Source organism: Mycoplana sp. 10N416 (assembly GCF_056394765.1).
In genome coordinates, this window is record NZ_JBFTIM010000004.1 from 270,801 (window position 1) to 296,404 (window position 25,604).

Here is a 25,604-nt window from a genome sequence, read left to right on the forward strand (position 1 = left end):
ATGACCATCCAAGCGATCACGATGCCCAAGTGGGGCATGACCATGACTGAAGGCCGCCTTGCCGCCTGGCTCTCACAAGAGGGCACGCGTATCTCGCTCGGCCAGGAGATCATGGAAGTCGAGACCGAGAAGATCACCAATGTCGTCGAAAGCCAGGTTGAGGGCCTGCTTCGCCGGGTCGTTGTCGATCAAGGCGCAACCGCGCCGGTGGGGGCCCTACTGGCCGTCGTGGCGGAGATGAGCGTCCCTGAGGGCGAAGTCGAAGCTTTTATCGCCAGCTATGCCGGACGCGCCGGTTCATCCGATGCCGACGGCGCGGGCGATCCGACCCCGCGCCTGGTCGAAGCTGGACCGCACCGGCTCAATGTCCTCAGCATTGGCGGCGGTGAAACGACACCCGTCGTGCTCATCCATGGATTTGGCGGTGATGGCGGAACGTGGCTGTTTACCCAGGACGCCCTTGCTCAGAACCGCGCGGTCCATGTGATCGACCTGCCGGCGCATGGCGGATCGGCACCGACCGTGCCGTCCGGAAAAGTGGAAGACATGGCGGCTGCGATCATCGATGCATTGGATGCACTGGGGATCGCCAAGGCGCATCTGGTCGGCCATTCCCTCGGGGGGGCGGTTGCGCTCTCGATTGCGGCGTCGGCGCCGGATCGCGTCAGTTCCCTGGCGCTGGTGGCGCCCGCCGGCCTCGGCCCGGAAATCTCCGTCGACTACATCGAAGGGTTCCTTGCTGCGGATCGGCGCAAGCCGATGAAGGAGGTTCTTTCCAAGCTCTTTGCCCAGCCTGATGCCATGAGCGCCGAGATGGTGGAGAATGTCTTGCGCTTCAAGCGACTGGACGGGGTGTCCGAAGCGCTCGAGGCGATTTCCGGAAACCTGGTCGCCGGAGGCAGACAGGCCCTCGATCTTCGCGCCTCGCTCGCACAGGTCGATGCGCCGGTGCTGGTCGTCTGGGGCGAAAAGGATGCCGTCATTCCGTCCTCGCAAGGCGACGCGCTGCCCGGCAACGTCAAGGTCGAGCGCATCGCCGATGCCGGTCACATGCCAATGATGGAAGCTGCGGCGGCGGTGAACCGCCTCCTGTCTTCCCACCTGGCCGGAGCGGATGGCTGACGATGCAAGCACCAACTGGATTGCCGGGACTGCGGGGCGCCGAGCATATCGGAATAACGGTTCCTGATTTCGACGCCGCGATCGACTTTTTCGTGCGCGTGATCGGCTGCGAGTTCGTTCTCGACGGCGGCGCCTATTCCGATCCGGACTTCATGGAGCGCCAGATCGGCGTCGACAGGCGGTCCAGTTTCCGCTGGGGATTCGTGCGTTGCAAGAGCGGTCCGAACTTCGAGATCTTCGAGTACACGGCGCCTGACCAGGTGGCGTCGCCGCCGCGAAACAGCGACATTGGCGGCCATCATATCGCGTTCTATGTCGATGACATCGATGCAGCCATCGCCCATCTCCAGCGCGAGGGCATCAAGGTCCTTGGTAACATCCAGCGGATCGACAGCGGGCCGGCGCAAGGCTCGCTGTGGGTCTACTTCCTGGCGCCGTGGGGAATGCAGTTCGAACTGGTGAGTTATCCGTCCGGCAAAGGAACGGAAGATTCGCCGGCGCGAAGGCTGTGGCATCCGGCATTTCCGGATCGCTAGGGCCCAGGTCATGCAGAGCCCAAGATCCCGCCCAATCGAGTGATGTTGATGATTGACTACAACTTCCTGAGATCGCTGGATTTTTCCGTTTCATGGACCTATCTGCCCGTGCTCTTCGGCGGGCTCTTGACGAACATTCTGCTCACCGTGATCGGGTTCCTTTGCGGCGGCGTCATTGTCGGCACGGTGCTGGCGCTGGCCAATCTCTCGCCCAGACGGCTCGTGCGCTGGCCGGCGCTTGCTTTCGTCGAGTTTTGGCGGTCGACGCCTCTCCTCGTCCAGGCGATCTGGATCCATTTCGCGGTTCCGGGACTGACCGGCGTCGCCACAACGCCTTTCCAGAGTGCCTCTATCGCTCTGATATTCAACGTTGCCGCCTATTGCAGTGAAATCATCCGCGGCGGCATTCTTGGCGTCGGCAAGGGGCAGTTCGAGGCTGCGCATGCACTCGGGATGCGCGCCTATGTGACCTGGCGAAAGGTGATCCTGCCGCAGGCGGTCCGCCTTATGCTTCCGCCTCTCGTCGGCACGATCATCAGTATCTTCAAGGCGACGGCGATCCTGTCGATCCTGGCGATCGACGACCTGCTCAAGACCGCCAGCCGGCTGTCGACCTTCACCTTCCAGCCTGTTGAGATCTACACCACCGCAGCGCTGCTCGCCTTCGCGGTCGGCGTGGGGATCAGCGTCTCCGGCTACTACGCCGAACAGGCGCTCAAGCGAGGAGCCGCGCATGGACATTGAACTGGTCCTCCGTAACAGCGGATCGCTTCTCGACGGTGCCAAAGTGACCCTCGCGATCGCGCTGGTGGGCGCGACCATCGCGCTGACCTTCGGCAGTGCGATCTGCGCGATGCGCATCTCCAGGTCGGCTGTCTTCCGTGCGATCGCGCGGGGCTACATCCTGTTTTTCAGGATCACGCCGGAAGTCATAATGATCTTCTGGGCGTACTATTGCATTCCGCTGATCTTCGACGCCAAAGTATCCGGGTTTTGGGCCGGATCGATCGTGCTCGGGCTGATCGGCGCGGCGTTCCTGGCGGAGATATTCCGTGCCGGAATCGAGGCGGTCCCCCGGGGGCAGAAGGAAGCGGCGGAGTCCCTGGGGCTGAAGGCGTTCCCCAAGTGGGCGGTGGTCATCCTGCCGCAAGCGTTCCGGTTCGTCATCGCGCCGCTTGTAAACTACTTCTCGGAATTCCTGAAGAATACGACGCTTCTGTCCGCCATCGGCGTCATGGATCTGTCCCTTCAGGCCTATCTGCTTGGCGGCAGGACATACCAATACCTCACATTCCTTTCGGTAATCGCGATCATTTACTTCGCGATGATCTTTCCGGTCACTCTCTATGCCCGGCAACTCGAACGACGACTGGGCAGCCAGGGCGCGCGTTCGCGCCCTGCCAGGGCGAGCTTCTTCAGTCTGCTGAAGGTTCCGCGAGAGGCGACCTGACCAAATTCCGGCATGAATAAATCCATCAAAAAAGGGGAATGGAAATGAAGCAACTGATGCGGATGCTGGGCTTGTTCAAAGCACTTCTGGTTATCGCGGTGGCCCTGGCGGCGACGCCGTCCTTCGCAGGCGATCTCGTCAAGGAGATCAAGGAGCGAGGGGTCTTTCGGGTGGGCATGGCGGAGAGCCCGCCTTGGCAGTCGCCGAACCCGACCACCGGCAAATACGAGGGCTTCAACGTCGATCTCGCAGAGCAGGTGGCCAAGGTCCTCGGGGTTCAGCTTGAAATCGTTCCCAACACATGGGCCACGATCATCCCGGGGCTTGAGGCTGGCCAATACGATGCCGTTTTCGCCAACCTCTTCGCCACGCCAGAGCGGGCGATCGTCGTCGACTTCACCGAACCTTACTTCACCTATGGCTTCCACGTCATCGTGAACGCCAAGTCCGGCATCACCTCGATGGATACCCTCAACTCGCCTGAGGTGACATTCGTCGGCGAGAGCGGGACGGTCGAGGAAAGCTATCCGAAGGAATTGTACCCGCAGGCCAATGTGCGCGGCGTCGTGACCAACGATATCGCTGCATGGATCGGCGAGGTCGCTTCCGGCCAGGCCGACGCCGCCTTCATCGATCCCGGCACGTTGCGCCTGTTGCAAGTGCGCAGCCCGGCGCTCGCGTCGCGGCTGACGGTCCTCAACGGCGAGGATACCTTGGTCAAGCCCGTCGGCCTGGCATACGCCATCCGCCCCGGCGAGCAGCATTTCCTGAACTTCCTCAATACCTTCATCCGCGATGTCGTCCGCAACGGCGAGAACGTCAGGTTGCGAGACAAGTGGTTCGAGGAACTGGCCAAGCGGTCGTAAATTCGAGACCGGGCCAGGTCAATAAAATCCGCCTGGCCCAATTTGGAGAATTGAATTCATGGAACTCACGCGCTTCGTCGCACGGGCAGTTCGAAACGCCCATTCAGATCGCTCCCGGCCTTATGGGGAAACCGAGCGACGCGTTCTAAGCCAGGACGGCTTCCGCAAGGCTCATGCCGAGATCTCGTCCTGGCCGGGATATCGGGAAACACCCTTGATCCCGTTGCGGGGCATGGCCGGCCGGCTCAATGTCGGACAGCTCTTTTATAAGGACGAAGGCCAGCGATTGGGCCTCAAGAGCTTCAAGGCGATCGGTGGCGCCTATGCGGTGCTGGCGATCCTGCAGAACCACCTTGCGGCCAACAAGATCGCCGAGCATGTCACTGCGGCCGAGCTAATCGCCGGGAAATATCGCGAGCATGTCGAGCAGGTGACGGTGTCGGCGGCGACCGACGGCAATCATGGCCGGTCGGTGGCCTGGGGCGCCAAGATGTTCGGCTGCGCCTGCGTCATTTACCTTCATGAGCATGTCAGCCTCACGCGTGAGCGCGAGATCGCCCGCTTCGGCGCTCGTATCGTCCGGGTGAAAGGACACTACGACGATTCGGTTCAGGCATGCGCCGCCGACTCTGTCGCCAATGGCTGGCGGCTTGCGGGCGATACGTCGGAGGAAGCCGGCGCACGGGTTCCCGTGTTGATCATGCAAGGCTACACCATTGTCGCCGACGAAATACTGGCGCAACTCGGCGACAGCAGGCCCACGCATGTCTTCGTACAGGCCGGCGTCGGCGGGCTCGCGGCGGCGGTCGGTGCGCATTACTGGGAGAAGCTGGGCGCCGAAAGACCGCAGATAATCGTCGTGGAGCCGCATCGCGCAGATTGCGTCTTCCGCAGCATTGCCGCAGGTGAGCCGACTCCGGTTCCGGGCGACACAGACACGGTCATGGCCTGTCTTGCTGCAGGTACGGTGTCCGCCCCGGCGTGGATCATCCTGAAACATGCCGTCGACGGCGTAATCACGTTGCCAGAAGAGGCGGCGCCCGATGCCATGCGGGTTCTTGCCGATGGCGTCGATGGTGACCCGGCCATTGTCGCGGGTGAATCCGGATGCGCTGCCACCGCCGGCCTGATTGCGGCCGCACTCGATCCTGAGTTGCGCGAGAGGTTCGCCATCGGGCCGCAATCCCGCATCGTCGCGATCGGCAGCGAGGGGGCGACCGACGAGGAAGCATACCGGCGCATCGTCGGACGCGCGTCCGAGACCGTCGCGGCCTGAACCGGAGGACATCATGAACGGCCACGTCAATTCCCTGCTCGCCGGCAAGACGGCGTTCATCACTGGCGGTGCCCAAGGCATCGGGCTCGCGGTGGCGGAAGCTTTTCTCCAACAGGGCGCCAAGGTGATCGCAGCCGATATCGACCAGCGTATGATCGACGCTGCGCGGCTGCGGCTCGATTCACTCGCTCCCGGGCGGGCAAGCGTTGTTTCCCTTGATGTCACGGATCAGGATGCCACCGAGCGGTGCGCCGACGCACTTTTTTCGGAGGGTGGCGTCGACATCGTGGTGCCCAATGCCGGGATCCTCGCTCTCAAGCATGCGATCGACATGGATCTGGCGACTTGGCGCCGGGTTCTCGACGTGAACCTCACGGGGGCCTTCATCACCGCGACGTCCTTTGCCCGGCGTATGGTCGCCAACCATCGCCCCGGACGGATCATCTTCACCGCCTCGCTCTTCGGGGTACGCGGCGGACGCGAGAACAGCGCCTATTCGGCGTCCAAGTTCGGCATGATCGGCCTGATGCAGAGCCTCGCTGCCGAACTGGCCGAGAAGGGCATATTGGTGAATAGCGTCTGTCCTGGCCAGATCGACACCCAGATGATCCGGGCGCTCTTCAGCGAGCGTGCCGCACTTCGCGGCACGAGCGCGGAAAGCTTGCAACGGGACTTCGAGGCGAAAATCCCGATCGGCAAGCTTGGGCCGCTTGAGGAACTGGCGGGCGCTTACGTCTACCTTGCCTCGGATCTCGCGCGCTACGTGGTCGGGCAATCACATGTGGTCGATGGCGGATGGCAGGTCGGCTGATGACGATTCCAGAAACTGGCGCCGAGACCGCGAGACAACTTGCCGAGGCAAGCAGGGAGCGACTGGTCGATCTGTGCGCGCAGTTGGTGGCTGCGCGCAGCCCACAGCCGGTGGGCGACACGACCGCGCCGGTTGCGGTGATAAAGGCATTCCTGCAGGAAAACGGGCTGGAGCCCCGGATCGTCGCCGCCACAGGCAACAAGCCAAATCTCGTCTGCACCTTTGACGGCGCCTGTCCCGGGCCGCATCTGGTTCTCAACGGGCACCTTGATACGCTCAACCCCGGCGACGAGGCCGCCTGGTCGGTGCCTGTCTTCGAAATGGGCAGGAATGCCGGGCGGCTGACCGGGTTGGGCATCGGCAACATGAAAGCCGGCTCGGCCGCCCTCGCGATGGCTTTCGTCGGCCTGCACCGGTATCGCTCCATGCTCGCCGGGCGGGTAACTTTGACCCTTGTCGCCGATGAGGTCGTGTTCGGCCCGGACGGCGCGGCGTTTCTTCTGGCCGACGACCCGGGTCTCACTGGCGACTTTCTCATCAACGCCGAGGGGCCGGGACACATGGGTCTGGCCGTCGCCGAAAAGGGCCTGCTTTGGGTGTCCATCGAGGCGCACGCGCCGGCGGGACAGGGCATGCTGACAGGGGTCGGCACCTCCGCGACCGCCCGGCTGGCTCGGCTCCTGACGGCCATTGATGCCTGGAACGAAGAGAGGGTGGCCCCTCCGAAGGACATGGAGATCCTTGGCGAAGGCGCCGGCCCGCATGACCTGAGACTTTCGGTGAACGTCGGAACACTGCAGGGCGGCAGTTTCGTCAGCCAGGTGGCGACGCAAGCCGTTGCGGAAGTCGACTTCCGTGTCCCGCCGGGCATGACGATCGAAGAGGTGGAAGCCCGGCTGCAGGCACAGGCCGAAGCAATCGGTGGAATTGTGGTGCGGCGGATCAAGGGCTGGAACCCGAGCTGGACGCCGATCGAACATCCGCTGTGCAGGGCCATGCTCGATGCCAGCGCCGCCATTCGCGGGCAACCGGGCAAACCGGTGGTGCGTCTTCCGGCCAGCGACGCGGTGCGTTGGCGCGCCAGGGGCGTCGGCGCGGTGTGCTACGGGCCGCAGGCCGAGCTCGCTTCCGGCATAAACGACTATGTCTTCGAAAACGACGTCGTGGACTGCGTCGGGGTCTATATGGCGGCCGCGCTGACCATCTGCGCGGCGCCCGGCAATCAAACATTGGAGTAAGCCATGGGTGTGGTTCTTGTCGCCGGTGGATCGTCGGGCATCGGCCTGGCGGCGCTGCGCGCCCTTCGGGCGCAAGGCGATTGCGTATTGTTAGCGGATATCGACGGTGTTCGTACCGAACAGGCGGTGTCCGAGCCCGGCAAGGGGGAGGCGCGCGCCTTCATCTGCGACCTTGCTGACAGCAACGGTCCTCGCGCGGCGGTCGAGGCGGCATTGGCAGCATTCGGTCAGCTGGACTGTGTCTTTGCCAACGCTGCGGTGCTGGAGTCAGCGCCGCTGCAAGACTGGACGCCCGAACGATGGCAGAAGTCGCTTGCCCTCAATCTGTCGAGCCCCTTCTTCCTTGCCCAGGCAGCGGCCCCGGCACTGGCTCGGTCAGACAACGGCAGCATCATTTTCACCGCGTCGACCGGTGCGCTCCGGGGGCACGCGGGCATGCCGGCCTATCACGCGACCAAATCGGGTCTGCTCGGCCTCTGCCGCGCTCTCGCCGATGAACTGGCGCCGCAGGGGACACGTGTGAATTGCCTCCTGCCTGGTTGGATCGAAACGCCGTTCAACGACTCGTTCTGGTCATTCCAGTCCGATCCGGCTGCAGCCGAACAGAACCTTTTGCGGCAGATCCCGATGCGGCGGCAGGGAACGCCGGAGGATGTCGCGGGCACGATCCTGTTCTTGGCCTCGCCTGCGTCCCGGTACATCACCGGAACCTCGATCGTGGTCGATGGCGGGTACACAGCGATATGACAGAAGATGGGGGAAATACCATGCTTGCCGATGCTTTTGCATCTCACGAAAGGCCCGTCCTGACAGGGCGTGGAGGAGCCGTGGCGGCGGCGGATCCGTTCGCCGCGGCGGCCGCCCAGGAAATCCTGGCTGCCGGTGGCAGCGTCGCCGACGCGCTGGTGGCTGCGCAGGCGGTGCTGGCTGTCGTCGCGCCCAATGCCTGCGGCTTGGGTGGCGACATGTTGTGCCTGGTGCGCGAACCCGGCGGTCGAACCCGCGCCTTCAACGGCACGGGGGCGGCGCCACGACACCTCAAGTCGATCTCCGACGACGGAGGGGCAAGCGTGACCGTGCCCGGCATGGTCAGCGCATGGTGCGCGTTGCTCGACGCCTATGGGCGAATGCCTCTCTACCAGGTCCTCGAACCGGCCGTGCGGCTGGCGCGCCTGAAAATGCCGATGCCGCCGTCCCTCGTGCACGCCGTGCAGCAACACCGCGCCCGTCTGGAGCGCAACGGCGCGGCGCAGTGGGAACTCCTGTCGGCCGCGGCGGGGGATCTGGTCGTCCAGGAAGAGCTGGCCATGACCCTGGACCGGATCGGCAAGGAAGGTCGCCACGCCTTCTATTCCGGCGTCTGCGCCAACGCCATCGTGCGAGCCGTGCAGGCGCATGGTGGAGACCTCGACCTGGAAGACCTCGCGTCCCATCAGACGGTCGTCGCCGACCCGATCTCGGTTGGTTTCCGCGGCATGCGCTTGCTGGTGCAGCCGCCGATCTCGCAGGGGGTTCTGCTGGCGATGTCGGCCAAGGCTTTGTCTGCGCTGGGAGACATTCCCTTGGACCGGATCGATCACGCCGGCATCGAGCTGACTGAAGCCAGTTTCGCTTTCCGTGACCGCATCGCCGAGGGTGAAAGCCTTCTGGACATGCCGTTGACGGTCGATCTGGACAAGGCCGCGAACAGGGGCGGTCCGCGCGCCTACCTGCATACCGCAGGTGTTTCGGTCGCCGACCGTCACGGCTACTGCATATCGTCGCTGGTCAGCGTGTTTGATGATTTCGGCTCCGGCGTCTTCGTTCCGGAATGCGGCTTCACGCTCAACAATCGCGCGGGGGGCTTTACCGCCGCGCCCAATGACGCCGCGCCGGGCAAACGGCCTGTCCATACATTGGCTCCGGCAATACTGGAGACGCCTCGTGGACCGCTCGCGCTGTCGACGCCCGGCGCCGACGGACAGGTGCAGACGCTGCTCCAGGTCATCAGCGCCCTGGTGATGGAGAAGATGGATCTGGCCAAGGCCATCGATCGCCCGCGTTGGCGCAGCGAAAACGGTCGCCTGCTCATTGAAAGGAGCCATGGCCGCCGTGAAATCCTGGCCTCGCTCGGCCATGCCGTGACCGAAATGCCGGATGGTGACATGCGGGCCGGGGCCGTCACGGCAGCCGGTATCATCGACGGCGCTCCGGTCGCCTGCGCCGATTGGCGTCGCACGACCTGGGCGGGCGTCGTCTGACGTCCCGAAATCGGAATAAATGTAAGGGGAACGCATGTCATCGATCCTGAACAAGACGCTTGTCGAAAATGCTTTCGACAAGGTGCGGCCCGCGCTCGAGCTGACGATGCGCCAGACGATGCCGGGGCGCGTCGGCGTTGCGATCGTGGTGACCGCGGTCGACACCATCAATCCCTGGCGGAATGACCTTGCGTCGACATTTCGGGACGCGTGCTATCTGGTCACTTCGATTGGCGACCTCTCGCGCTCCACTTATCCGAATCTGGACATCGCCTTGAAGAAGGCCGAGATGTCGGCCCGGACGGGGCTCCCGACCGCCCAACTGGCGGCGCATCATTTTCGCAGCGGCGATACCGTCTATTGGGGAAGCGCTGTCGTGGACGGGATTGTCGTCGCCTGTGCCGGACTGGAGCCCTACGATGACGAGCTGTTCTCGCACTGGATTGCTGCGGCAGTGAAGGCCGAAGCCTCACGCGCCCTGGCGCGCTATCTCGAGGACAACAAGGACGCCAACTTCCTCGAATGATCCGTTCCACAGGAAACCTGGACAGACCCGAAACGGAATTCCGGTTCCCTCGACGTATTCACTAGAGCATGTCTCCCGAAAGTGGGAACCGGTTTCGGGGCAAAGACAACAAGGGTCTAAAGCGTGGCAAGCGAATCCGAAAGATCGCGGCGCGCTTTCGCGGCAGTCGCTATCGTCAGGCGGCTGCTGACACGCCGCCCTGACTAGATCAATTCATTCTACCGCTGCTCGGCGTCGTAGGGCTGCATCAGGGCGGTCGGGCCGACGGCCCGGCTGGCGTTGAGGATCATCGCGACCAGTGTTGCGGCGTAAGGCAGCGCCAGGAAGAGCTGATAGGGCAGGTCGACGGCTCCGCTTGCTTGCAAGCGCAATTGGAGTGCGTCCACGGCCCCGAACAGGAATGCTGCTCCAGCGCAGGCGATCGGATTCCACCGTCCGAGCACGACAAGCGCCAGGCATATCCAGCCACGCCCCGCGATGATGCCGAAGGTGAACGAGCCGAAGGCTGCCAGATTGAGATAGGCACCGGCAAGGCCCGCGAGCCCGCCGGCCGCGATCAGGGCGAGAAAGCGGACCCTGATCGGGTCGATGCCGGCGGCGGCGGCGGCTTGCGGGTTTTCTCCCACGGAGCGCAGAGCCAGGCCCGCTGGTGTTCGGTACAGGAAGAAGGCAAGCGCCGGCACCAGCAGGTAGGCGAGGTAGGTCAGGGCATACTGGTTGAAGAAGACCGGGCCGATGAAGGGTATGTCCGACAGGAAAGGCAGGGGAATCGTGCTGAACGGGGTGATTGCCGGCGGCGTGCTGCTCTCGCCGAAGCCCAGGCGATAACTATAGAACACCAGTCCGGTGGCCATCAGGCTGACGCCGAGACCGGTGACCGTCTGGTCAAGCCGGAGCGTGACCACTAGCAGCGCCATCAGCGCGCCAACCAGCATTCCCACCCCGATCGCGGCGGTGACGCCGAGCCACAACGAGCCGGTCGCCGACGCGGTACCGAAACCGGCCAGGGCGCCGGAAAGCATCATCCCTTCAATCCCCAGATTGAGAACGCCGGACCGTTCCGCCGTGAGTTCGCTCAGCGTTCCGAGGAGGAGAGGAACGGCGAGCCGCACGGCAGCGGCGAAGAAGCCGATATCCATGACGATGTCGAAAATGTTCATGGGCTGGCCTTGCTGTCGGAGGTTGGGCGAAAGCGGATCTGGTAACGCGAGAGCGTCATCGCGACGAGCACGGCGATGAGGCAGATCCCCTGCATCGCGTCGGCGATGAAGAAGGGAACGCCCGTCTGCCTCGACATTTCATCCGCTCCTGTGGTGACCGCTGCCAGAAACAGTGCGGCAGGTATGATTCCCGCGGGGGAAAGTCGTGCCAGCATGGCGACGACGATGCCGGCATAGCCATAGCCGGAGGAAATCGACGCGATGACCTGAAACTGGATGCCGCCCACCTCGCCTGCACCGGCCAGTCCCGCAAGGGCGCCCGATAGCATCGCCGCAAGCAGCGTGACCCGGGCAACATTGAGGCCGGCATGGCGTGCCGCCTTCGCGTTTTCGCCCACGATCTTCATCGAAAGCCCCAATGTCGTGTACTTCATCAGGACGCCGATGACGCCGACGGCGAGGAACGCAACGAGGACGCCGAGGTGCAGCCTCGTGCCTCTCCAGAACACGGGGAATTCCGCCGCAGGCAGGATGTCGGGACTGTTGGTCCATCCCGTCACCGGGTTTTTCCAAATGCCGGACAGCAGTGCCATCATCACATACATGACGATGAAGTTGAGCATGAGGGTGCTGACGACTTCATCGACGCCCAATCGGGTCTTCAGGGTCGCCGGGACGGCGGCGAGCGCGGCACCGGCCAGCGCCGCGCCGATGAGCATCATTGGAATGAGCAGAGGTGTCGGCAATTGGGGGAGGGCACCGATCCATGCCGCCGCCATCGCGCCGACGATGATCTGTCCTTCGCCGCCGATGTTCCAGAAGCGCGTGCGCAGCGCCACGAGCGCGGCAAGCCCTGACAACATCAGCGGTGCGGCGCGCGCCAAGGTCTCCGTCAGCGCCAATTTCCCGCCGAATGCAGCCGAAACCATGATCCCGAAAGCGGTGAACGGGTTGGCCCCCGCGATAAGGATGAGCACACCGCAGATGGCGAGGCTGGCGGCAACGGCAAGCACGGGCATCATCGCGTCGCGCCGGCGGGAGGTCTGCTGTTGCTTGGCAATCAACCTCATGCGCTAGCACCATGGGTCTTGGTGCCGCCGTTCATGGCAAGGCCGATCGTGGCGATGGTCGCCACCTCGATGGGAACGTCACAGACGATTTCGCTCTCATACATGACTGCAATGCGGTCGGAGAGTTGGAAGAGTTCGTCCAGATCGTCAGATATGAGCATGATTGCGCAACCCTGGTCGCGCAGGTTCATCAGCGCCCGGTGAACGAAGGCGATGGCCGTAACATCCAGTCCGCGCGTCGGCTGCGCGATGACGAGGATACGCGGCGAGAACGCCAGTTCCCGTGCGACGATCGCCTTTTGCTGATTGCCGCCGGACAACAGGCCCACGAGCGCTTGCGGATTTGGCGGGCGAACGTCATAAGCTGCGATCTGCCTGGTGGCGAAGTCCTTAATGGCACGCCAGTCGAGCCATCCGTGGCGCGCAAACGGTGCCTCGGTAAAGCGCGACAGAACCAGGTTTTCCTCTACCGGGAGCGCGCCCACGAGACCGGCGCCGATCCGGTCTTCGGGAATGTAGGCCAGTCCCTCGGCCTGCATGCGCCGCGGCGACGGGTTCCCGATCGGCTTGTTGTTGAGCCGTATCTCACCTTCGGCGATCGTCTCCACGCCGCCGACCGTCTCTGCAAATCTGACCTGCCCGTTGCCGGACACGCCCGCGATGCCGACGATCTCGCCGGCATGGATATCCAGATCGATTGGCGCGCCGGCTTGTTTCTCCAGCTTCGGCTTGTCAAGCCTGAGCTTTCTGATCGAAAGCCGCGTCTCTCCCTGTTCGCGCGGCTCGCGAACCACGCGCTCCGGTTCGTGCCCGCACATGAGGGAGGCCAGATCGAGATTGGTCAGGGTGCCGTCGTTGGCCACGGCGGCAACCACTTCACCCCGACGCATGACCACCACGCGATCGGTGATGGCACGCACTTCGTTGAGCTTGTGGCTGATGAAGACAATACCCACCTTGTCGGCCTTGAGGGCTCGCAAGGCGGCGAACAGCCCCTCCGTCTCCTGCGGCGTGAGCACGGAAGTCGGTTCGTCCAGGATCAACACCCGCGCCTTGCGGAAGAGGGCGCGGATGATGTCGAGGCGCTGTCGCTCTCCGACCGCGAGACTGCCCACCAGCCGATCCGGATCGAGGCGGAGGCCGTAGGCATCGCCAATCACCGAGAGCCGTTTCAATGCCGAACGACGATCCAGCAGGCCGTAGCGGCCCGGCAGGCCCGCCATCAGGTTTTCAAGTACGGTATGGCGCCCCACTGCGTGGCTGTGCTGATGTACCATGCCGATACCAAGCGCGATGGCATCGGCAGTGTTGCCGATGCTGGCGGGTTCGCCGCTTATGCGGATGGCGCCCTCGTCCGGACGGTAAAGTCCGAAGACCACGTTCATGAGGGTGGTCTTGCCGGCGCCATTCTCTCCGAGAAGGCCGACGATTTCCCCACGATGCAGGTTGAAATCGACGGCCTTGTTCGCCGTCACGCCGGCGAAACGCTTGGTTATGCCGGAAAGCGACAGAATTGGTGCGTCGTTGCAGATCGACAAGGGTTTGCCGCCGATCAGTCGGACTTGGTTTCGTTGGTGTCGTAAGCGACGGTAAAGGCCCCGCTCGCTATCTCCTTGGACTTGGCCTCGATCGCCGCCTTCAGCTCGGCGGGCACCTTGTCCTCGAACTCCTTGTATGACGCCAGGTAGTTCACGCCGTTGGCGACGTTTTCGATCGTGCTGTAGTCCTTCGCGGTCAAGGTGCCGGACATCACCGCATCCACCGAAGCCTTGATGATCGGGTAGGGGTCCCAGATCACGCTGCTGACCACCGTTGCCGGATTGATTGCCGACTGATCGGTCATGTTGCCGATGGCGATCATCTGACGTTCGGTCGCGGCCTCGATGACGCCGATGCGTTCGGCGAACACCACGTCGACGCCGAGATCGGCCATCGCGATGGTGGCTTCCTTGGCCTTCGGCGGGTCGAACATGGAGCCGATATAGGCCGCCTTCATCTGGATGTCGGGTTTCATTTCCTTGGCGCCGGCCCGGTAGGCATTGAGAAGGCCGTAGGTGGTCGGCACGGCGATGCCCGAGACGACGCCGATCTTGCCGGACTTGGAGAGGCCAGCTGCCAGCATGCCGCCAAGATAGGCGGCCTCATAGTTCTGGCCGTAAAAGGTCGACACGTTCGGGCCGGTCGGGCCCATGGCAGAGCCCAGCGTGAACGCCGTTTCGGAATAGCTGCCGGCGACACGCCGGCAGGCCTGTTCCGTTCCATAGGCGTCGCCGACGATCAGCTCGATTCCTTCTTCGCACCACTGGCGCAGCACACGGGAAAAGTCGGCGGCCTTGACCGACTCCGAATATTTGTAGTCGAGGTTGGCCTCCTTCGCGATGCGGCTCATCGCCAGGTGGAGCTGCGTGACGAAAGGCTCCTCCATCGGCGTTTCGAAGATTGCGCGGATACGGGGGGAGGTGGTGGCAGCCCTGGCGGCAGGGAGCCCCGTTGCCCAGGCGCCCAACCCAAGTGCGGTAAGCGTAAGCAGTTCGCGTCGCGTCTTGTTCATCCGTTCCTCCCGATAGCCATCACCTTATGGTGACTGTGTCCCTCAGGAAGAACTTTATCGGTGTGTTGATGCCAAGAATTCGCAAATATCGTGCTGAGTTTGCAAAAATTAGCGTCGAATTTAAAAAAATGCAAAAAATCGGCGGGGCTACTGATGTCATATTGGGATGCACACATGCGGGGGAAAGTTGTGACTCTTGTCAGTAAAATAACGGTCTTGCTGCTCGGTTATGAAATCATCCCCAAGACGGTGTCGACCCGTGACCGTGGCGCTCGCTTCGTCATGTCAGAACCCATCTGTGCCTATCTGATCGAGACCGAGCGAGGCTTCGTCCTCTTCGATACAGGCGTGAACGTCGACAACATCCGCGATCCGGTTCGTCGCGAAAGCCTTTTCATGAGCCGCGGGTGGCTCGCACCGCCGATCGTGCTTCCAGAACATGATTTCCTTGCACAGCTCTCCGCCGTCGGCGTATCGCCGGCCAATATCAGCGATGTTGTTCTCAGTCATGTTCATTGCGACCATACCGGGAACCTAAAGCACCTTCGGCACGCACGGATCTGGATCCAGCGGTTGGAGCATGAGTTCGCATTTTCGAACCACGGCAACCTCGCCGTGTTCAACGACGATTTCGATTTCCCGGACATGAAATGGCAGATCGTCGACGGTGATTGGGAGTTGATGCCGGGGATCGAGGGGGTCTTCACCCGCGGCCACATGCCGGGACATCAGTCTCTTGTCGTGACCCTGCCGAAGGGTGGCGTGAAGGTTCTGACTGCTGACGCGGGAGACCTTTGGGAGAACTTCGAGGATGAGGTTCTCCCAGGGGAGAGTTGCGACGATGTGGCCGCGCTCGCCTCCATCCGCAAACTGAAGGCGATCGCTGAGGCACGGTCCGCAGAACTCATCCTGCTGCATGATCCGGTACGGGTGCAAACTCTTCGACTGGCCCCCGAATTTTACGACTGACCACTCGGATCGCACCGGCGCTCGATAGGGCGAGAGACACACGACAGCTGAAGGGAGCTGGAGTTGGTAAACACTGTTCTATCATTGCTTCGTGGGGCTGCGGATGACGCTATCGCGCTGACTGCACCGGGGCGCGTGGCACAGACCTATCGCGGGCTGCGCGATTTCGTGGGGCGCATCCACCGACAGCTGGCGGCTCGCGGCATCGGCGCGGGCGACCGGGTGGCGATCGTGCTGCCCAACGGTCCGGAGATGGCCTCGGCCTTCGTGGCGATTGCGTCGGGCCTGTCGGCGGCACCGCTGAACCCGGCTTACAGGCAGGCCGAATACGAATTCTATCTCTCCGACCTGCGGCCGAAGCTGGTGCTGGTGGATGCCGGATCGGACAATCCCGTGCGGGCGGCGGCCGAGCATCTCGGCATTGCCGTCGCGGAGATCGCGGTGGAAGCGGACGCGCCGGCTGGTGTCTTTTCGCTGTGGCCCGAGGAGGCCGGCTGCGTGCCGCCCGGTCCTGGCGACGAGGCGCTGGTCCTTCATACTTCCGGCACGACGTCGCGACCCAAGGTCGTCCCGCTATCGCAGGCCAACCTGTTCGCTTCCGCCAACAACATCGCCGGTACGTTGCAACTGACGCCGCAGGACCATTGCCTCAACATCATGCCGCTGTTCCATATCCATGGGCTGATGGCGGTGGTGCTGGCCTCGGTGACGGCAGGGGCCTCGATCTGCTGCTCGCCGGGCTTCAACGCCCTGCGTTTTTTCGGCTGGGCAACAGAGGAGGAGCCGACCTGGTATTCAGCGGTGCCCACCATGCACCAGGCCATCCTGCAGCGGGCTGAACGAAACCCCGAGGCGGTGACGCAGATGAGGCTGCGCTTCGTGCGCTCGTCCTCGGCCTCGCTGCCGCCGGCCGTCTTCAAGGCCCTGGAAGAGACCTTCCACTGCCCGGTGATCGAGGCTTACGGGATGACGGAGGCCGCGCACCAGATGGCCTCCAATCCCCTCCCGCCGGGTGAGCAGAGGCCGGGCTTCGTCGGTCGGGCCGCCGGACCGGAGATCTCCATCATCGACCTGGGCGGCGCACCAGTTCCGGTGGGACAGGAAGGAGAGGTCTGCATCCGTGGCGCCAATGTCACCGTCGGCTACGAAAACAATCCCGCGGCCATCGCCGCCAGCTTCACCAACGGCTGGTTCCGCACCGGCGATCAGGGCTTTCTTGATGCCGACGGTTACCTCAAGATCACCGGGCGCATCAAGGAGATCATCAACCGGGGCGGGGAGAAGGTGTCGCCGCTGGAAGTGGACGATGTGTTGCTTGAGCACCCTTCGGTCCGCCAGGCCGTGACCTTCGCCATGCCGCACAAGTCGCTCGGCGAGGAGGTGGCGGCGGCCGTGGTGCTGGTGGACGGTGCAAACCTCTCGGCGGCCGAGTTGCAGGGTTTTGCGGCCCAGGCGCTCGCAGCCTACAAGGTGCCGAGGAAGATCGTGTTCCTCGACGAAGTACCGAAGGGCGCGACCGGCAAGGTCCAGCGCATAGGATTGGCCAAGTTGCTCGATCTGGGAGAGCTCTGAGATGAGGATGTGCATATTCGGGGCGGGGGCTATCGGCGGCTATCTCGCTGTGTCTCTGGCGAAGGCCGGCGCGGACGTTTCGGTGGTGGCGCGCGGGCCGCATCTGGCGGCCATGCAGGCCTCTGGCCTGACGCTGCGGAAGGACGGAGAGGAGCAGACCTGCCGCATCCGCGCCACAGACGATCCGCGTGAACTCGGCGAGCAGGATTACGTCATCGTCGGCATGAAGGCGCATGCCGTGCCGGCGGTTGTCGAGCGCTTTGAGCCGCTTTTGGGAAAAGACACGACGGTGGTGCCTGCTGTCAACGGGTTGCCGTGGTGGTATTTTCACGCCGCCAAGACGGGAACGGTGCTGGATGAGACCTGGCTGGAAAGTGTCGACCCCGGGGGCGCGCAGTGGAAATTCTTCGGCCCTGAACGGGCGATCGGCTGCGTGGTCTATCCGGCCTGCGATGTCCCGGAGCCGGGCGTCATCCACCACGTTAGCGGCGACCGCTTCACCCTGGGCGAGCCCGACGGTTCGGACAGCGCGCGACTGCAGCTGCTTTCCGAGATGTTGATCGCCGGCGGCCTCAGGGCTCCCAGAAAGGCGCGATTGCGCGACGAGATCTGGATCAAGCTGTGGGGCAACTGCTCCTTCAATCCAGTCTCGGCACTGACCGGCGCCAGCCTCGACGTCATCGGCGCCGATGACGCCTGCCGCCGCCTGATTCACGACATGATGGTGGAATGCAAGGCCGTGGGCGAGGCGGTGGGCGCGCGCTTCGGTGTGACCATCGAGCAGCGCATCAAGGGTGGCACCGATATTGTCGGGCACAAGCCCTCCACCCGCCACGACGTGGAACTCGGCCGGCCGATGGAAATCGATCCGTTGGTTTCCTCCGTGCTGGAAGTGGCCCGGCGGCTCGGCATTGCCACCCCCAGCCTTGACAGCGTCACGGCACTGCTACGCTTGCAGGGTCAAGTGCTTGGGCTCTACGACCGCAGACCGCGGATCGAAGTCGCGATACGCCCCCAATCCTGACGGCGCGCGTGACAACCCTTGTTTTCCGACTTAGGCGAAGGGATCGGGTGCGTGCCTGAGGCTGCACCTTCGACCCGCCCTGACAAGAGGCGCGTGGAAGCCAAGTCGGAACGCACGGCAGGATGATGTGCGAGAACATCACATCCGGCGACATTCCCTTCCGTAAAAGGCCAATATCCAGGCCGTCATCGATGAGGTCGAGGACAAGCCGGTCAGGATCATCGGAAGCAAGCCGCTATCCACTAGGCAATGACTGGTGGCCCGCTGATCGCAGTTTTGAAGAGAAATGGCGCACCCGAAGAGATTCGAACTCCTGACCCCCAGATTCGTAGTCTGGTGCTCTATCCAGCTGAGCTACGGGTGCGTTTTCAGCGGTGGGCGTGTCGCCCGGCTGCGAGCGAGTACCTAAATGGTCCGCTGATTTAATGCAAGCGCCTTTTCCAAAAAAAAGTTGCACATGATGCAAGTCTGGTCTGCGTGGCGCGCGGCGATCAACGCGGCAGACGAGGTCTCCCGAAAGTGGCGGTTGGTTTCGGACAAAGAACGCGAAAACCAAAGATTTCACGGCAAGGAGGCTGAAAGAGTAGGGCGCGCGTCAGGACGCCTTGTTGCGAAAGGCCGCCAGCGGAACCGGACGATCGGGAAGCTCGATGCGGAATTGCGTGCCCTTGGCCGCTTTCTCCACAAGCGCAATCGTCCCGCCATGGGCAAGAACCAGCTCGCGGGCGATGGCGAGGCCAAGGCCCGTGCCGCCCGAGCGAGCAGAACCGTGAAAGGCGGTGAACAGGTGCTCGCGGGCCTTGGCCGGCATGCCGGGCCCCGTGTCGTCGATGGTGATCGAGACGACGCTGCCGGTCCGGACCGCCGAGACGGTCAGCCGGCCGCCGTCACGCTCTTGATGCTGTGTCAGCGCCTCGAAGGCGTTGCGGCAGATGTTGTGAATGACGCGGAAGAGCTGCTCGCTGTCGGCGTCGACCTCAAGGCCCGGGTCGATCTGCAGGATGAAGTCGATTCCCGAAAGCGGATCGATTGCGAGCATCTCCGAAACATCCATCACCAGCGGCTTCAACGGGAGGAATCGGCGACGCGGTGCCGGCTCGCGCATCCGGCCATAGGCAAGCACGTCGGTGGTGTAGCCGACGGCCCTGTCGATCGTCCGCAGGAGCTTCGGCGCGAAGCGCTTGACGACGGGATCGTCCACATCGGCCAGCCGGTCCGACATCAATTGTGCGGACGAGAGGATGTTGCGCATGTCATGGTTGATCTTCGAGACTGCAAGCCCAAGGTCGGCGAGGTTCTTCTGCTCCCGCAGCGTTCCTTGCAGAGCTCTTTGCATTTCCGCCAGGTGGACGCCGGCGACCGCCAGTTCGTCATGGCCCCCGGACGGCTGCAGCACGCGGGCCGGATCGGTCGGATCGGCGGCAAACTCGCGCATGCTGCCCGTCATCCGGCGGATCGGCCGGATCAGCATCCGATTGAGACCCAGGAAAACAACGCCCCCGGCAATCGCAGACAGGACGACGGTGAGGAAGAGAACATTGCGCGCATACACCAGCATCGCCCTGCGCAGCGCCTTGTCCGCGAGCACGATTTCAATCGTTGCATCGCTGTCTCCGATCGGGCCATAGGCGCGGATGATGCGATCGCCGCCGAAGATCAGCGTATCGAATGCGTCGCGAATCGCCGAGATCGGTTCCACCGCTGCGAGGTCATACTGTGCGTCCACCTTGGGGGGCATGTCGGCGATCGCAATCAGCCGCGAGGCGTCCTGGCGCCGCAACACGATGGCCTTCGTGCCTGTCGCCAGCAGCGTTTCGTCTTGCAGTGTGCGTGACAGGTCCTGCTGGGGAAAACCGTCGGCGACGATCGCCGCCGCGGCGGCGGTGTTCAGGCGGTCGCCGAGCCAGCGCACCCGCATGTTGGCAATGTAGGGAACGAAAATCAGCACTTCCGCCAGCATGATGAAGGCGACCGTCAGCAGCAGCAACCTGCCGGATAGACCGGAAAGCGCGCTCGGCATTGGCACATCGCCCAGCATCGGGTGGGCTTCGTTATCCTTCATGGCGGACTCCTGGCCATTCCGCGATCGTCATGGCGGTATGCTGGCGACGAACCCTCCTTGGCCGCCGGGGCGCGTGATGCTCCGATGCCTGCTGCAGGCTGTCGCCTTTTCGCTGCCTCGGCTCCGCGCGTGCCGCGCGCCTTGGTTTCAAGCACCATCATAAGGGATGTAATGGTACTTTCCAACCGGACAGCGACCAATGCGCATTTCGCAGATCGCGTTGATGCTGCTTCCCGCAAGAGGCGGGGGCCCGGTTGCGGTCACAGAAGCCCGTCGCAATGAGAAAGGGCGGCGGAATGACCCGCCGCCCTTGGCAAGATGAATGCGCGGTGGGATCAGAACTCCTCCCACCCCTCCTGGGCAACCGCCTGGGCAGCGCCGCCGCGGCCACTGAAGGCGCGCGCGACATTGCCCATCATCCGACGTGCGGGAGAGGCGACCGGCCGGTGCGTCGCCTGCGCCGAGACGGCATATTGCTGGGCGCCGCCGGTCCGGAAGCGTGAGACGAGGCTTGCAAGACTGTCGGCTTCGGCGTTGAGCTTGTGGGTCGCAGCCGAGCTTTCCTCCACCATCGCCGCATTGTGCTGCGTGACCTGATCCATCTGGTTTACGGCGGTGGAGACCTCGTGGAGACCGGTCGCCTGTTCGCGCGCGGCCGTCGCGATCGAGTGGATGTATTCGTCGATCTTCAACACGCGGGTCTCGATGTCCGAGAGCGACTCGCCGGTCGCCTGGACATACTTCACCCCAACCGCAACCTCGTCGCTGGACTTGGTGATGAGCCCCTTGATGTCCTTGGCCGCGCTGGCGGCGCGCTGGGCAAGTTCGCGCACCTCCTGGGCGACGACCGCAAAGCCCTTGCCGGCTTCGCCAGCGCGCGCGGCTTCCACGCCCGCGTTCAGGGCGAGCAGGTTGGTCTGGAAGGCGATCTCGTCGATGACGTTGATGATCTGGGTGATCTCGCTCGACGCCTGTTCGATGCGGCCCATGGCATCGACGGCATTGCGAACGACCTCGCCGGACTGCTTGGCGCTGCGGGTGGCCTCACCCACCATGACGGTGGCCTCCTGGGCCCGTTCGGTCGAGTTCTTCACGGCCGCGGTGATCTCCTCGAGTGCGGCCGAGGTTTCCTCCAGCGCAGCAGCCTGCTGCTCGGTGCGCTTGGAAAGATCGTCCGAGGCCGTGCGCAGCTCGCCCGAGTTGGCGTGGATCGAGTCGGTCGACGCGCGGACGTCGCGCATTGCGCTTTGCAGGGTCGCCAGCGTGTTGTTGACGTTCGTCTGTAGCTCGGCGAAGGCACCCTGGAAGGAGCCGTTCATCGTGCCGGTCAGGTCCCCCTCGGCGAGCAACGCAATGACGCGGCGGGTCTCGTTGATACCGGCATCGACGCTGCCCACCAATTCGTTGATGCTTGCGGCGAACTGGTTCAGGTCGTCGTTGCCATAATCCTTGGTGATGCGCTGCTTGAAATCGCCCGCTGCGGCGGCATTCACCACCGTTGCGATGCTCGACTGCAGATCGGCGCTCTTCTCGCGCAGGACCAGTTCCTGGGCGTTCAGGTCGCGCACCTCGATGGCGTTCTGGCGGAACACGGCGACGGCGGCGGCCATGTCGCCAATTTCGTCCTTCCGGCCACCGTAGGGGACTTCCGTCGAAAGATCGCCCGAGGCGAGCTTCTTCATCGTCTCGGTCACGTTCTGAATCGGACGGCTGAGTTGGTTGGTGGCGACATAAAAGGCAGCCCCGCCGCCCGCGGCCAGCCCGAGAACGATGGTCGAAAGCACGAGCGTCAGCATCATCGCCTCGAAGGCCGAGATATCGGCCTTGATCGCGTCAAGGTTCTCGCGGTCAGTCTGGACGACCGCGTCGATCTCCTCCTGGAACGCCTTGCGGTTGGCGCGGTTCGCGTCGTTGTTGCCCTGTTCGTTGGCGGCCGCCGGCGAGGCTTCGGTACCGAGACGGGCGGTTTCGGCCCGGAAGGTGCGGAATTCCGCCGCGCGGCTGACGACGGCTTCAAACGCCGCCATTTGCGCCTGCGGAACCATAGGCTTCCATTCGTTCAAGGTCTCGTCGATGCCGTCGAGCTGCTTCAGGATGCCGTCGGCGAATTTCTTGGCCTCGTCGGTCGTGTCCGAGCTGTAGACGCCGCGAGCTTCCATGACCACGGCGGTGACCTGGCGGTTCAGGTGTTCACCCAGATAGGCGCGGTCAGCGGCGTTCTCATATTGCCGCAGCTTTTGATCGTATTGGTAGACGACGCCAAGCGCCATGCCGCCGATGAGGATCGAAATCAACCCCATGACTCCGACAATGAGGTAGATTTTCGTACGTATCTTCATATGCGGCACCCCCAAAATGCACTGTAGAAGACGCGACCCAACGGCGCGTATCTTGCGAACGCTACCCGTTAAAAGTTAATGAGAATTCTATTGATTGCGGTGTGCGACGGGCTGATAGCCTTGTTTTTGAACGCAACTTCAAGACGTCCAGTTTCAGGCTGGTGTGGAGGTCTGCGATTCTGCAGCGAGGCGTTTCGATCAAGGTGGCCCGGATGCCTGGAATTGACTTTCCGGCGGCTTTCGCCCTATAAGCCGCCCACGTTCGGACAGGCTCGGCATTCCGCTGGGGATTCCGTGTCCGCGAACGTAACGCTCCTTGCTTAAACGCAAACCCAAGAAGGGCCGCACACCGCGGTATTAAATAAATGTCGAAGCGTACCTATCAGCCTTCCAAGCTTGTTCGCAAGCGCCGCCACGGCTTCCGTGCCCGCATGGCCACCAAGGGCGGTCGCGCGGTTCTTTCCGCCCGCCGTGCACGCGGCCGCAAGCGTCTTTCGGCCTAAGGCCGCGCTTGCCCGAAGCGAGATTGCCGGGCAATGACGAAGAATGACGAAAAACTGACTGTCGGACGGCTGAAAAGCCGCCCGCAGTTTCTTTGTGTGCGTGAGGGTGAGAAGCGCAAGGGGCCGCTGTTTCTCCTTGAGATGCGCGACCGGCTCGAGCCGGACACACCGCCGCGCGTCGGCTTCACCGTCACGAAGAAGCACGGCAACGCCGTCGAGCGCAATCGCATGCGCCGGCGTTTGAAGGAGGCGGTGCGGCTATCTGCCGGGTTTGCAATGCAGCCCGGACACGATTATGTCATTGTCGCCAGGCGCGACATCCTTCATGCGTCCTTCGCAGAACTGCAGGACCGCCTTCGCGAGCGCATCAGCAACAGACAAAAACACAAGAGGCCGGCTTCCGCAGGCCCCGGGAAAGAATGATGGAAAACAACCGCAATTATTTCGTGGCGATTGCGCTGTCGGTGCTGATCCTGATCGCCTGGCAGTTCCTCTACGTCAATCCGAAGATCGAGCGCGAGCGCACGGTCGCCGAGATGCAGGCGGAGCTGGACAAAGCCAAGCCGGATGCGGCCGCGGGCTCGGCGGCCACGACAACGACAACGACACCGTCGCCCTCCGGCGCCGCGGTTCCCGGCGCAACGGCGGAAAGCCGCGAGGCTGCTGTCACCGCCTCGCCGCGCATCGCGATCGAGACAGACGCGCTGCTCGGCTCCATCAACCTGGCGGGTGCGCGCTTTGACGACCTGAAGCTGCGCGAGTTCCACGAGACCGTCGATCGCACAAGCCCGATCATCACGCTGCTGAGCCCGGCCGAGACCGAACACGGCTATTTCGCCGAGGTCGGCTATGTCGGCAACGACTCCACCGGCCAGGTGCCGGGCGCGCAGACGGTCTGGACCCAGGAGGGCACCGGCAAGCTCACCATGAGCACCCCGGTGACGCTGACCTACACCAACGACAAGGGCGTCAAGTTCGTCCGCACCATCTCGGTCGACGAGCACTACATGTTCCAGGTCGTCGACTCGATCGAGAACACCACCGACGCGCCCCTTTCGATCTCCGGCTACGGCCGCATCACCCGCTTCTCCAAGCCCACGACGCCAAGCGTCTACGTCCTGCACGAGGGCTTCATCGGCTATCTCGGTGCGCTCGGCCTGCACGAGGTGAAATACTCGGCCGCCGAAAAGGACACGACGATAGAGCCGGGTACGGCCACGAGCGGCTGGCTCGGCATCACCGACAAGTACTGGGCGACCGCGCTGATCCCGCCGCAGACGGTCCCCTACCAGACGCGCTTCTCGCACTTTACCGACGGCCGGGCGCGCTTCCAGGCGGATTTCCGCCAGGACGCGATCACCATCGCGCCGGGACAGAAGGCCGAGGTCAAGAACATGCTGTTCGGCGGTGCCAAGGAAGTGCCGGTCATCGACAGCTACAAGACGAACCTCTCCATTCCCCGCTTCGACCTGATGATCGACTGGGGCTGGTTCTGGTTCTTCACCAAGCCGATGTTCCAGTTGCTCGACTTCTTCTTCCGCTATTTCGGCAACTTCGGCGTGGCCATCCTGATCACGACGATCGTCGTCAAGGGCGTGTTCTTCCCGCTTGCCAGCAAGCAGTACGCCTCGATGGCGAACATGAAGCGGCTGCAGCCGAAGATGGAAGAGCTGAAGGCCAAGTTCGGCGACGACAAAATGGCCCTGCAGCAGGCAATGATGCAGCTCTACAAGGAGGAGAAGATCAATCCGCTGGCCGGTTGCTGGCCGATCCTGTTGCAGATCCCGGTGTTCTTCGCCCTCTACAAGGTCATCTACATCACCATCGAAATGCGCCATGCGCCGTTCTTCGGCTGGATCCAGGATCTCTCAGCACCGGACCCGACATCGCTGTTCAACCTGTTCGGACTGCTGCCCTTCGAGGTGCCGCATATGCTGCTGATCGGCGTGTGGCCGCTGATCATGGGCGTCACCATGTTCCTGCAGATGCGCATGAACCCGACGCCGCCGGATCCGACCCAGGCCATGATCTTCACCTGGATGCCGGTCATCTTCACCTTCATGCTGGCAAGTTTCCCCGCCGGTCTCGTCATCTACTGGGCCTGGAACAACACGCTTTCCATCATCCAGCAGGCGGTCATCATGAAGCGCCATGGTGTCAAGGTAGAGCTGTTCAGCAACCTGAAGGGCATATTCGGCAAGAAAGCCGATCCGGCAAAATAGCCGGATCCGCGTCCGCCATTATCGAAGCCCCGGTCTCCGGGGCTTCATTCTTTTCGCTACCCCTATT

23 protein-coding genes and 1 tRNA gene are annotated in these 25,604 nt (G+C 63.2%); 17 read left to right on the forward strand and 7 right to left on the reverse strand.

Annotated features, from left to right (window positions below):
- The 11 genes from AC1DDS_RS10570 (at position 1) to AC1DDS_RS10620 (ending at position 10,065) form a co-directional block, all read left to right on the forward strand.
- The gene (locus AC1DDS_RS10570) at positions 1–1,122 is read left to right on the forward strand and encodes an acetoin dehydrogenase dihydrolipoyllysine-residue acetyltransferase subunit (protein WP_477478864.1); all 1,122 of its coding nucleotides are present in this window, start codon (positions 1–3) and stop codon (positions 1,120–1,122) included.
- A gap of 2 nt (positions 1,123–1,124) precedes the next feature.
- A complete protein-coding gene (locus tag AC1DDS_RS10575; RefSeq protein ID WP_477478865.1) occupies positions 1,125–1,658 on the forward strand; it encodes a VOC family protein in 534 nt (177 codons plus the stop codon).
- Positions 1,659–1,706: 48 nt separating this feature from the next.
- Positions 1,707–2,402 carry an amino acid ABC transporter permease gene (locus AC1DDS_RS10580; protein WP_477478866.1) on the forward strand — a complete coding sequence of 232 codons (696 nt, stop codon included), beginning with the start codon at positions 1,707–1,709 and terminating at the stop codon, positions 2,400–2,402.
- A complete protein-coding gene (locus AC1DDS_RS10585; protein WP_477478867.1) occupies positions 2,392–3,108 on the forward strand; it encodes an amino acid ABC transporter permease in 717 nt (238 codons plus the stop codon). The genes AC1DDS_RS10580 and AC1DDS_RS10585 overlap by 11 nt, the downstream gene beginning before the upstream one ends.
- 44 nt (positions 3,109–3,152) lie before the next feature.
- Positions 3,153–3,974 carry a substrate-binding periplasmic protein gene (locus AC1DDS_RS10590; protein WP_477478868.1) on the forward strand — a complete coding sequence of 274 codons (822 nt, stop codon included), beginning with the start codon at positions 3,153–3,155 and terminating at the stop codon, positions 3,972–3,974.
- 58 nt (positions 3,975–4,032) lie between these two features.
- Positions 4,033–5,250: a diaminopropionate ammonia-lyase gene (locus tag AC1DDS_RS10595; protein WP_477478869.1), complete on the forward strand. Its 1,218-nt coding sequence runs from the start codon at positions 4,033–4,035 to the stop codon at positions 5,248–5,250.
- Between the two features lie 13 nt (positions 5,251–5,263).
- Positions 5,264–6,061 carry an SDR family NAD(P)-dependent oxidoreductase gene (locus AC1DDS_RS10600; RefSeq protein ID WP_477478870.1) on the forward strand — a complete coding sequence of 266 codons (798 nt, stop codon included), beginning with the start codon at positions 5,264–5,266 and terminating at the stop codon, positions 6,059–6,061.
- Positions 6,061–7,299: a M20 family metallopeptidase gene (locus AC1DDS_RS10605; RefSeq protein WP_477478871.1), complete on the forward strand. Its 1,239-nt coding sequence runs from the start codon at positions 6,061–6,063 to the stop codon at positions 7,297–7,299. Before AC1DDS_RS10600 ends, AC1DDS_RS10605 begins: the two co-directional genes overlap by 1 nt.
- A gap of 3 nt (positions 7,300–7,302) precedes the next feature.
- Entirely contained in the window at positions 7,303–8,046 is a 744-nt protein-coding gene (locus AC1DDS_RS10610) for an SDR family NAD(P)-dependent oxidoreductase (RefSeq protein ID WP_477478872.1), read from the forward strand.
- Positions 8,047–8,126: 80 nt separating this feature from the next.
- The gene (locus tag AC1DDS_RS10615; RefSeq protein WP_477478873.1) at positions 8,127–9,539 is read left to right on the forward strand and encodes a gamma-glutamyltransferase; all 1,413 of its coding nucleotides are present in this window, start codon (positions 8,127–8,129) and stop codon (positions 9,537–9,539) included.
- Positions 9,540–9,573: 34 nt separating this feature from the next.
- Positions 9,574–10,065, forward strand: coding sequence for a hypothetical protein (locus tag AC1DDS_RS10620; protein ID WP_477478874.1), 492 nt, complete (start codon positions 9,574–9,576; stop codon positions 10,063–10,065).
- A 218-nt stretch (positions 10,066–10,283) separates the two neighbouring features.
- Here AC1DDS_RS10620 and AC1DDS_RS10625 read toward each other — a convergent pair whose 3' ends face one another.
- Genes AC1DDS_RS10625 through AC1DDS_RS10640 form a run of 4 tightly spaced genes read right to left on the reverse strand, consistent with a single transcriptional unit; the run spans position 10,284 to position 14,846 of the window.
- Positions 10,284–11,225, reverse strand: a complete 942-nt coding sequence (locus AC1DDS_RS10625; RefSeq protein WP_477478875.1) for an ABC transporter permease — start codon at positions 11,223–11,225, stop codon at positions 10,284–10,286.
- Positions 11,222–12,295 (reverse strand): ABC transporter permease, encoded by a 1,074-nt coding sequence (locus AC1DDS_RS10630; protein WP_477478876.1) that lies wholly within the window; start codon positions 12,293–12,295, stop codon positions 11,222–11,224. Before AC1DDS_RS10630 ends, AC1DDS_RS10625 begins: the two co-directional genes overlap by 4 nt.
- Positions 12,292–13,833: an ABC transporter ATP-binding protein gene (locus tag AC1DDS_RS10635; protein WP_477478877.1), complete on the reverse strand. Its 1,542-nt coding sequence runs from the start codon at positions 13,831–13,833 to the stop codon at positions 12,292–12,294. The genes AC1DDS_RS10630 and AC1DDS_RS10635 overlap by 4 nt, the downstream gene beginning before the upstream one ends.
- Before the next feature lie 14 nt (positions 13,834–13,847).
- Complete coding sequence (locus tag AC1DDS_RS10640; protein ID WP_477478878.1) at positions 13,848–14,846, reverse strand: BMP family protein; 999 nt, start codon at positions 14,844–14,846, stop codon at positions 13,848–13,850.
- Positions 14,847–14,936: 90 nt separating this feature from the next.
- On the opposite strand from AC1DDS_RS10640, the gene AC1DDS_RS10645 reads away from it, so the two are divergent.
- The 3 genes from AC1DDS_RS10645 to AC1DDS_RS10655 are packed head-to-tail and all read left to right on the forward strand — an operon-like array spanning position 14,937 to position 18,411.
- Entirely contained in the window at positions 14,937–15,815 is an 879-nt protein-coding gene (locus AC1DDS_RS10645) for an N-acyl homoserine lactonase family protein (protein WP_477478879.1), read from the forward strand.
- Positions 15,816–15,872: 57 nt separating this feature from the next.
- On the forward strand, positions 15,873–17,387 hold the full coding sequence (locus AC1DDS_RS10650; RefSeq protein ID WP_477479015.1) for an acyl--CoA ligase: 1,515 nt from the start codon (positions 15,873–15,875) through the stop codon (positions 17,385–17,387).
- 1 nt (position 17,388) lies between these two features.
- Complete coding sequence (locus tag AC1DDS_RS10655; RefSeq protein WP_477478880.1) at positions 17,389–18,411, forward strand: 2-dehydropantoate 2-reductase; 1,023 nt, start codon at positions 17,389–17,391, stop codon at positions 18,409–18,411.
- A gap of 287 nt (positions 18,412–18,698) precedes the next feature.
- Here the strand turns inward: AC1DDS_RS10655 and AC1DDS_RS10660 are convergent.
- The 3 genes from AC1DDS_RS10660 to AC1DDS_RS10670 form a co-directional block, all read right to left on the reverse strand.
- Positions 18,699–18,775 (reverse strand) — tRNA-Arg (locus AC1DDS_RS10660).
- 231 nt (positions 18,776–19,006) lie between these two features.
- Positions 19,007–20,473 carry an ATP-binding protein gene (locus AC1DDS_RS10665; RefSeq protein WP_477478881.1) on the reverse strand — a complete coding sequence of 489 codons (1,467 nt, stop codon included), beginning with the start codon at positions 20,471–20,473 and terminating at the stop codon, positions 19,007–19,009.
- Between the two features lie 335 nt (positions 20,474–20,808).
- Entirely contained in the window at positions 20,809–22,812 is a 2,004-nt protein-coding gene (locus tag AC1DDS_RS10670; protein ID WP_477478882.1) for a HAMP domain-containing methyl-accepting chemotaxis protein, read from the reverse strand.
- 365 nt (positions 22,813–23,177) lie between these two features.
- Here AC1DDS_RS10670 and rpmH point away from each other — a divergent pair, with 365 nt between their 5' ends.
- Genes rpmH through yidC form a run of 3 tightly spaced genes read left to right on the forward strand, consistent with a single transcriptional unit; the run spans position 23,178 to position 25,537 of the window.
- Complete coding sequence (gene rpmH, locus AC1DDS_RS10675; RefSeq protein ID WP_108001706.1) at positions 23,178–23,315, forward strand: 50S ribosomal protein L34; 138 nt, start codon at positions 23,178–23,180, stop codon at positions 23,313–23,315.
- Between the two features lie 33 nt (positions 23,316–23,348).
- Positions 23,349–23,738 carry a ribonuclease P protein component gene (gene rnpA / locus AC1DDS_RS10680; protein ID WP_477478883.1) on the forward strand — a complete coding sequence of 130 codons (390 nt, stop codon included), beginning with the start codon at positions 23,349–23,351 and terminating at the stop codon, positions 23,736–23,738.
- Positions 23,738–25,537: a membrane protein insertase YidC gene (gene yidC / locus AC1DDS_RS10685; RefSeq protein WP_477478884.1), complete on the forward strand. Its 1,800-nt coding sequence runs from the start codon at positions 23,738–23,740 to the stop codon at positions 25,535–25,537. Before rnpA ends, yidC begins: the two co-directional genes overlap by 1 nt.
- Positions 25,538–25,604 lie beyond the last annotated feature (67 nt).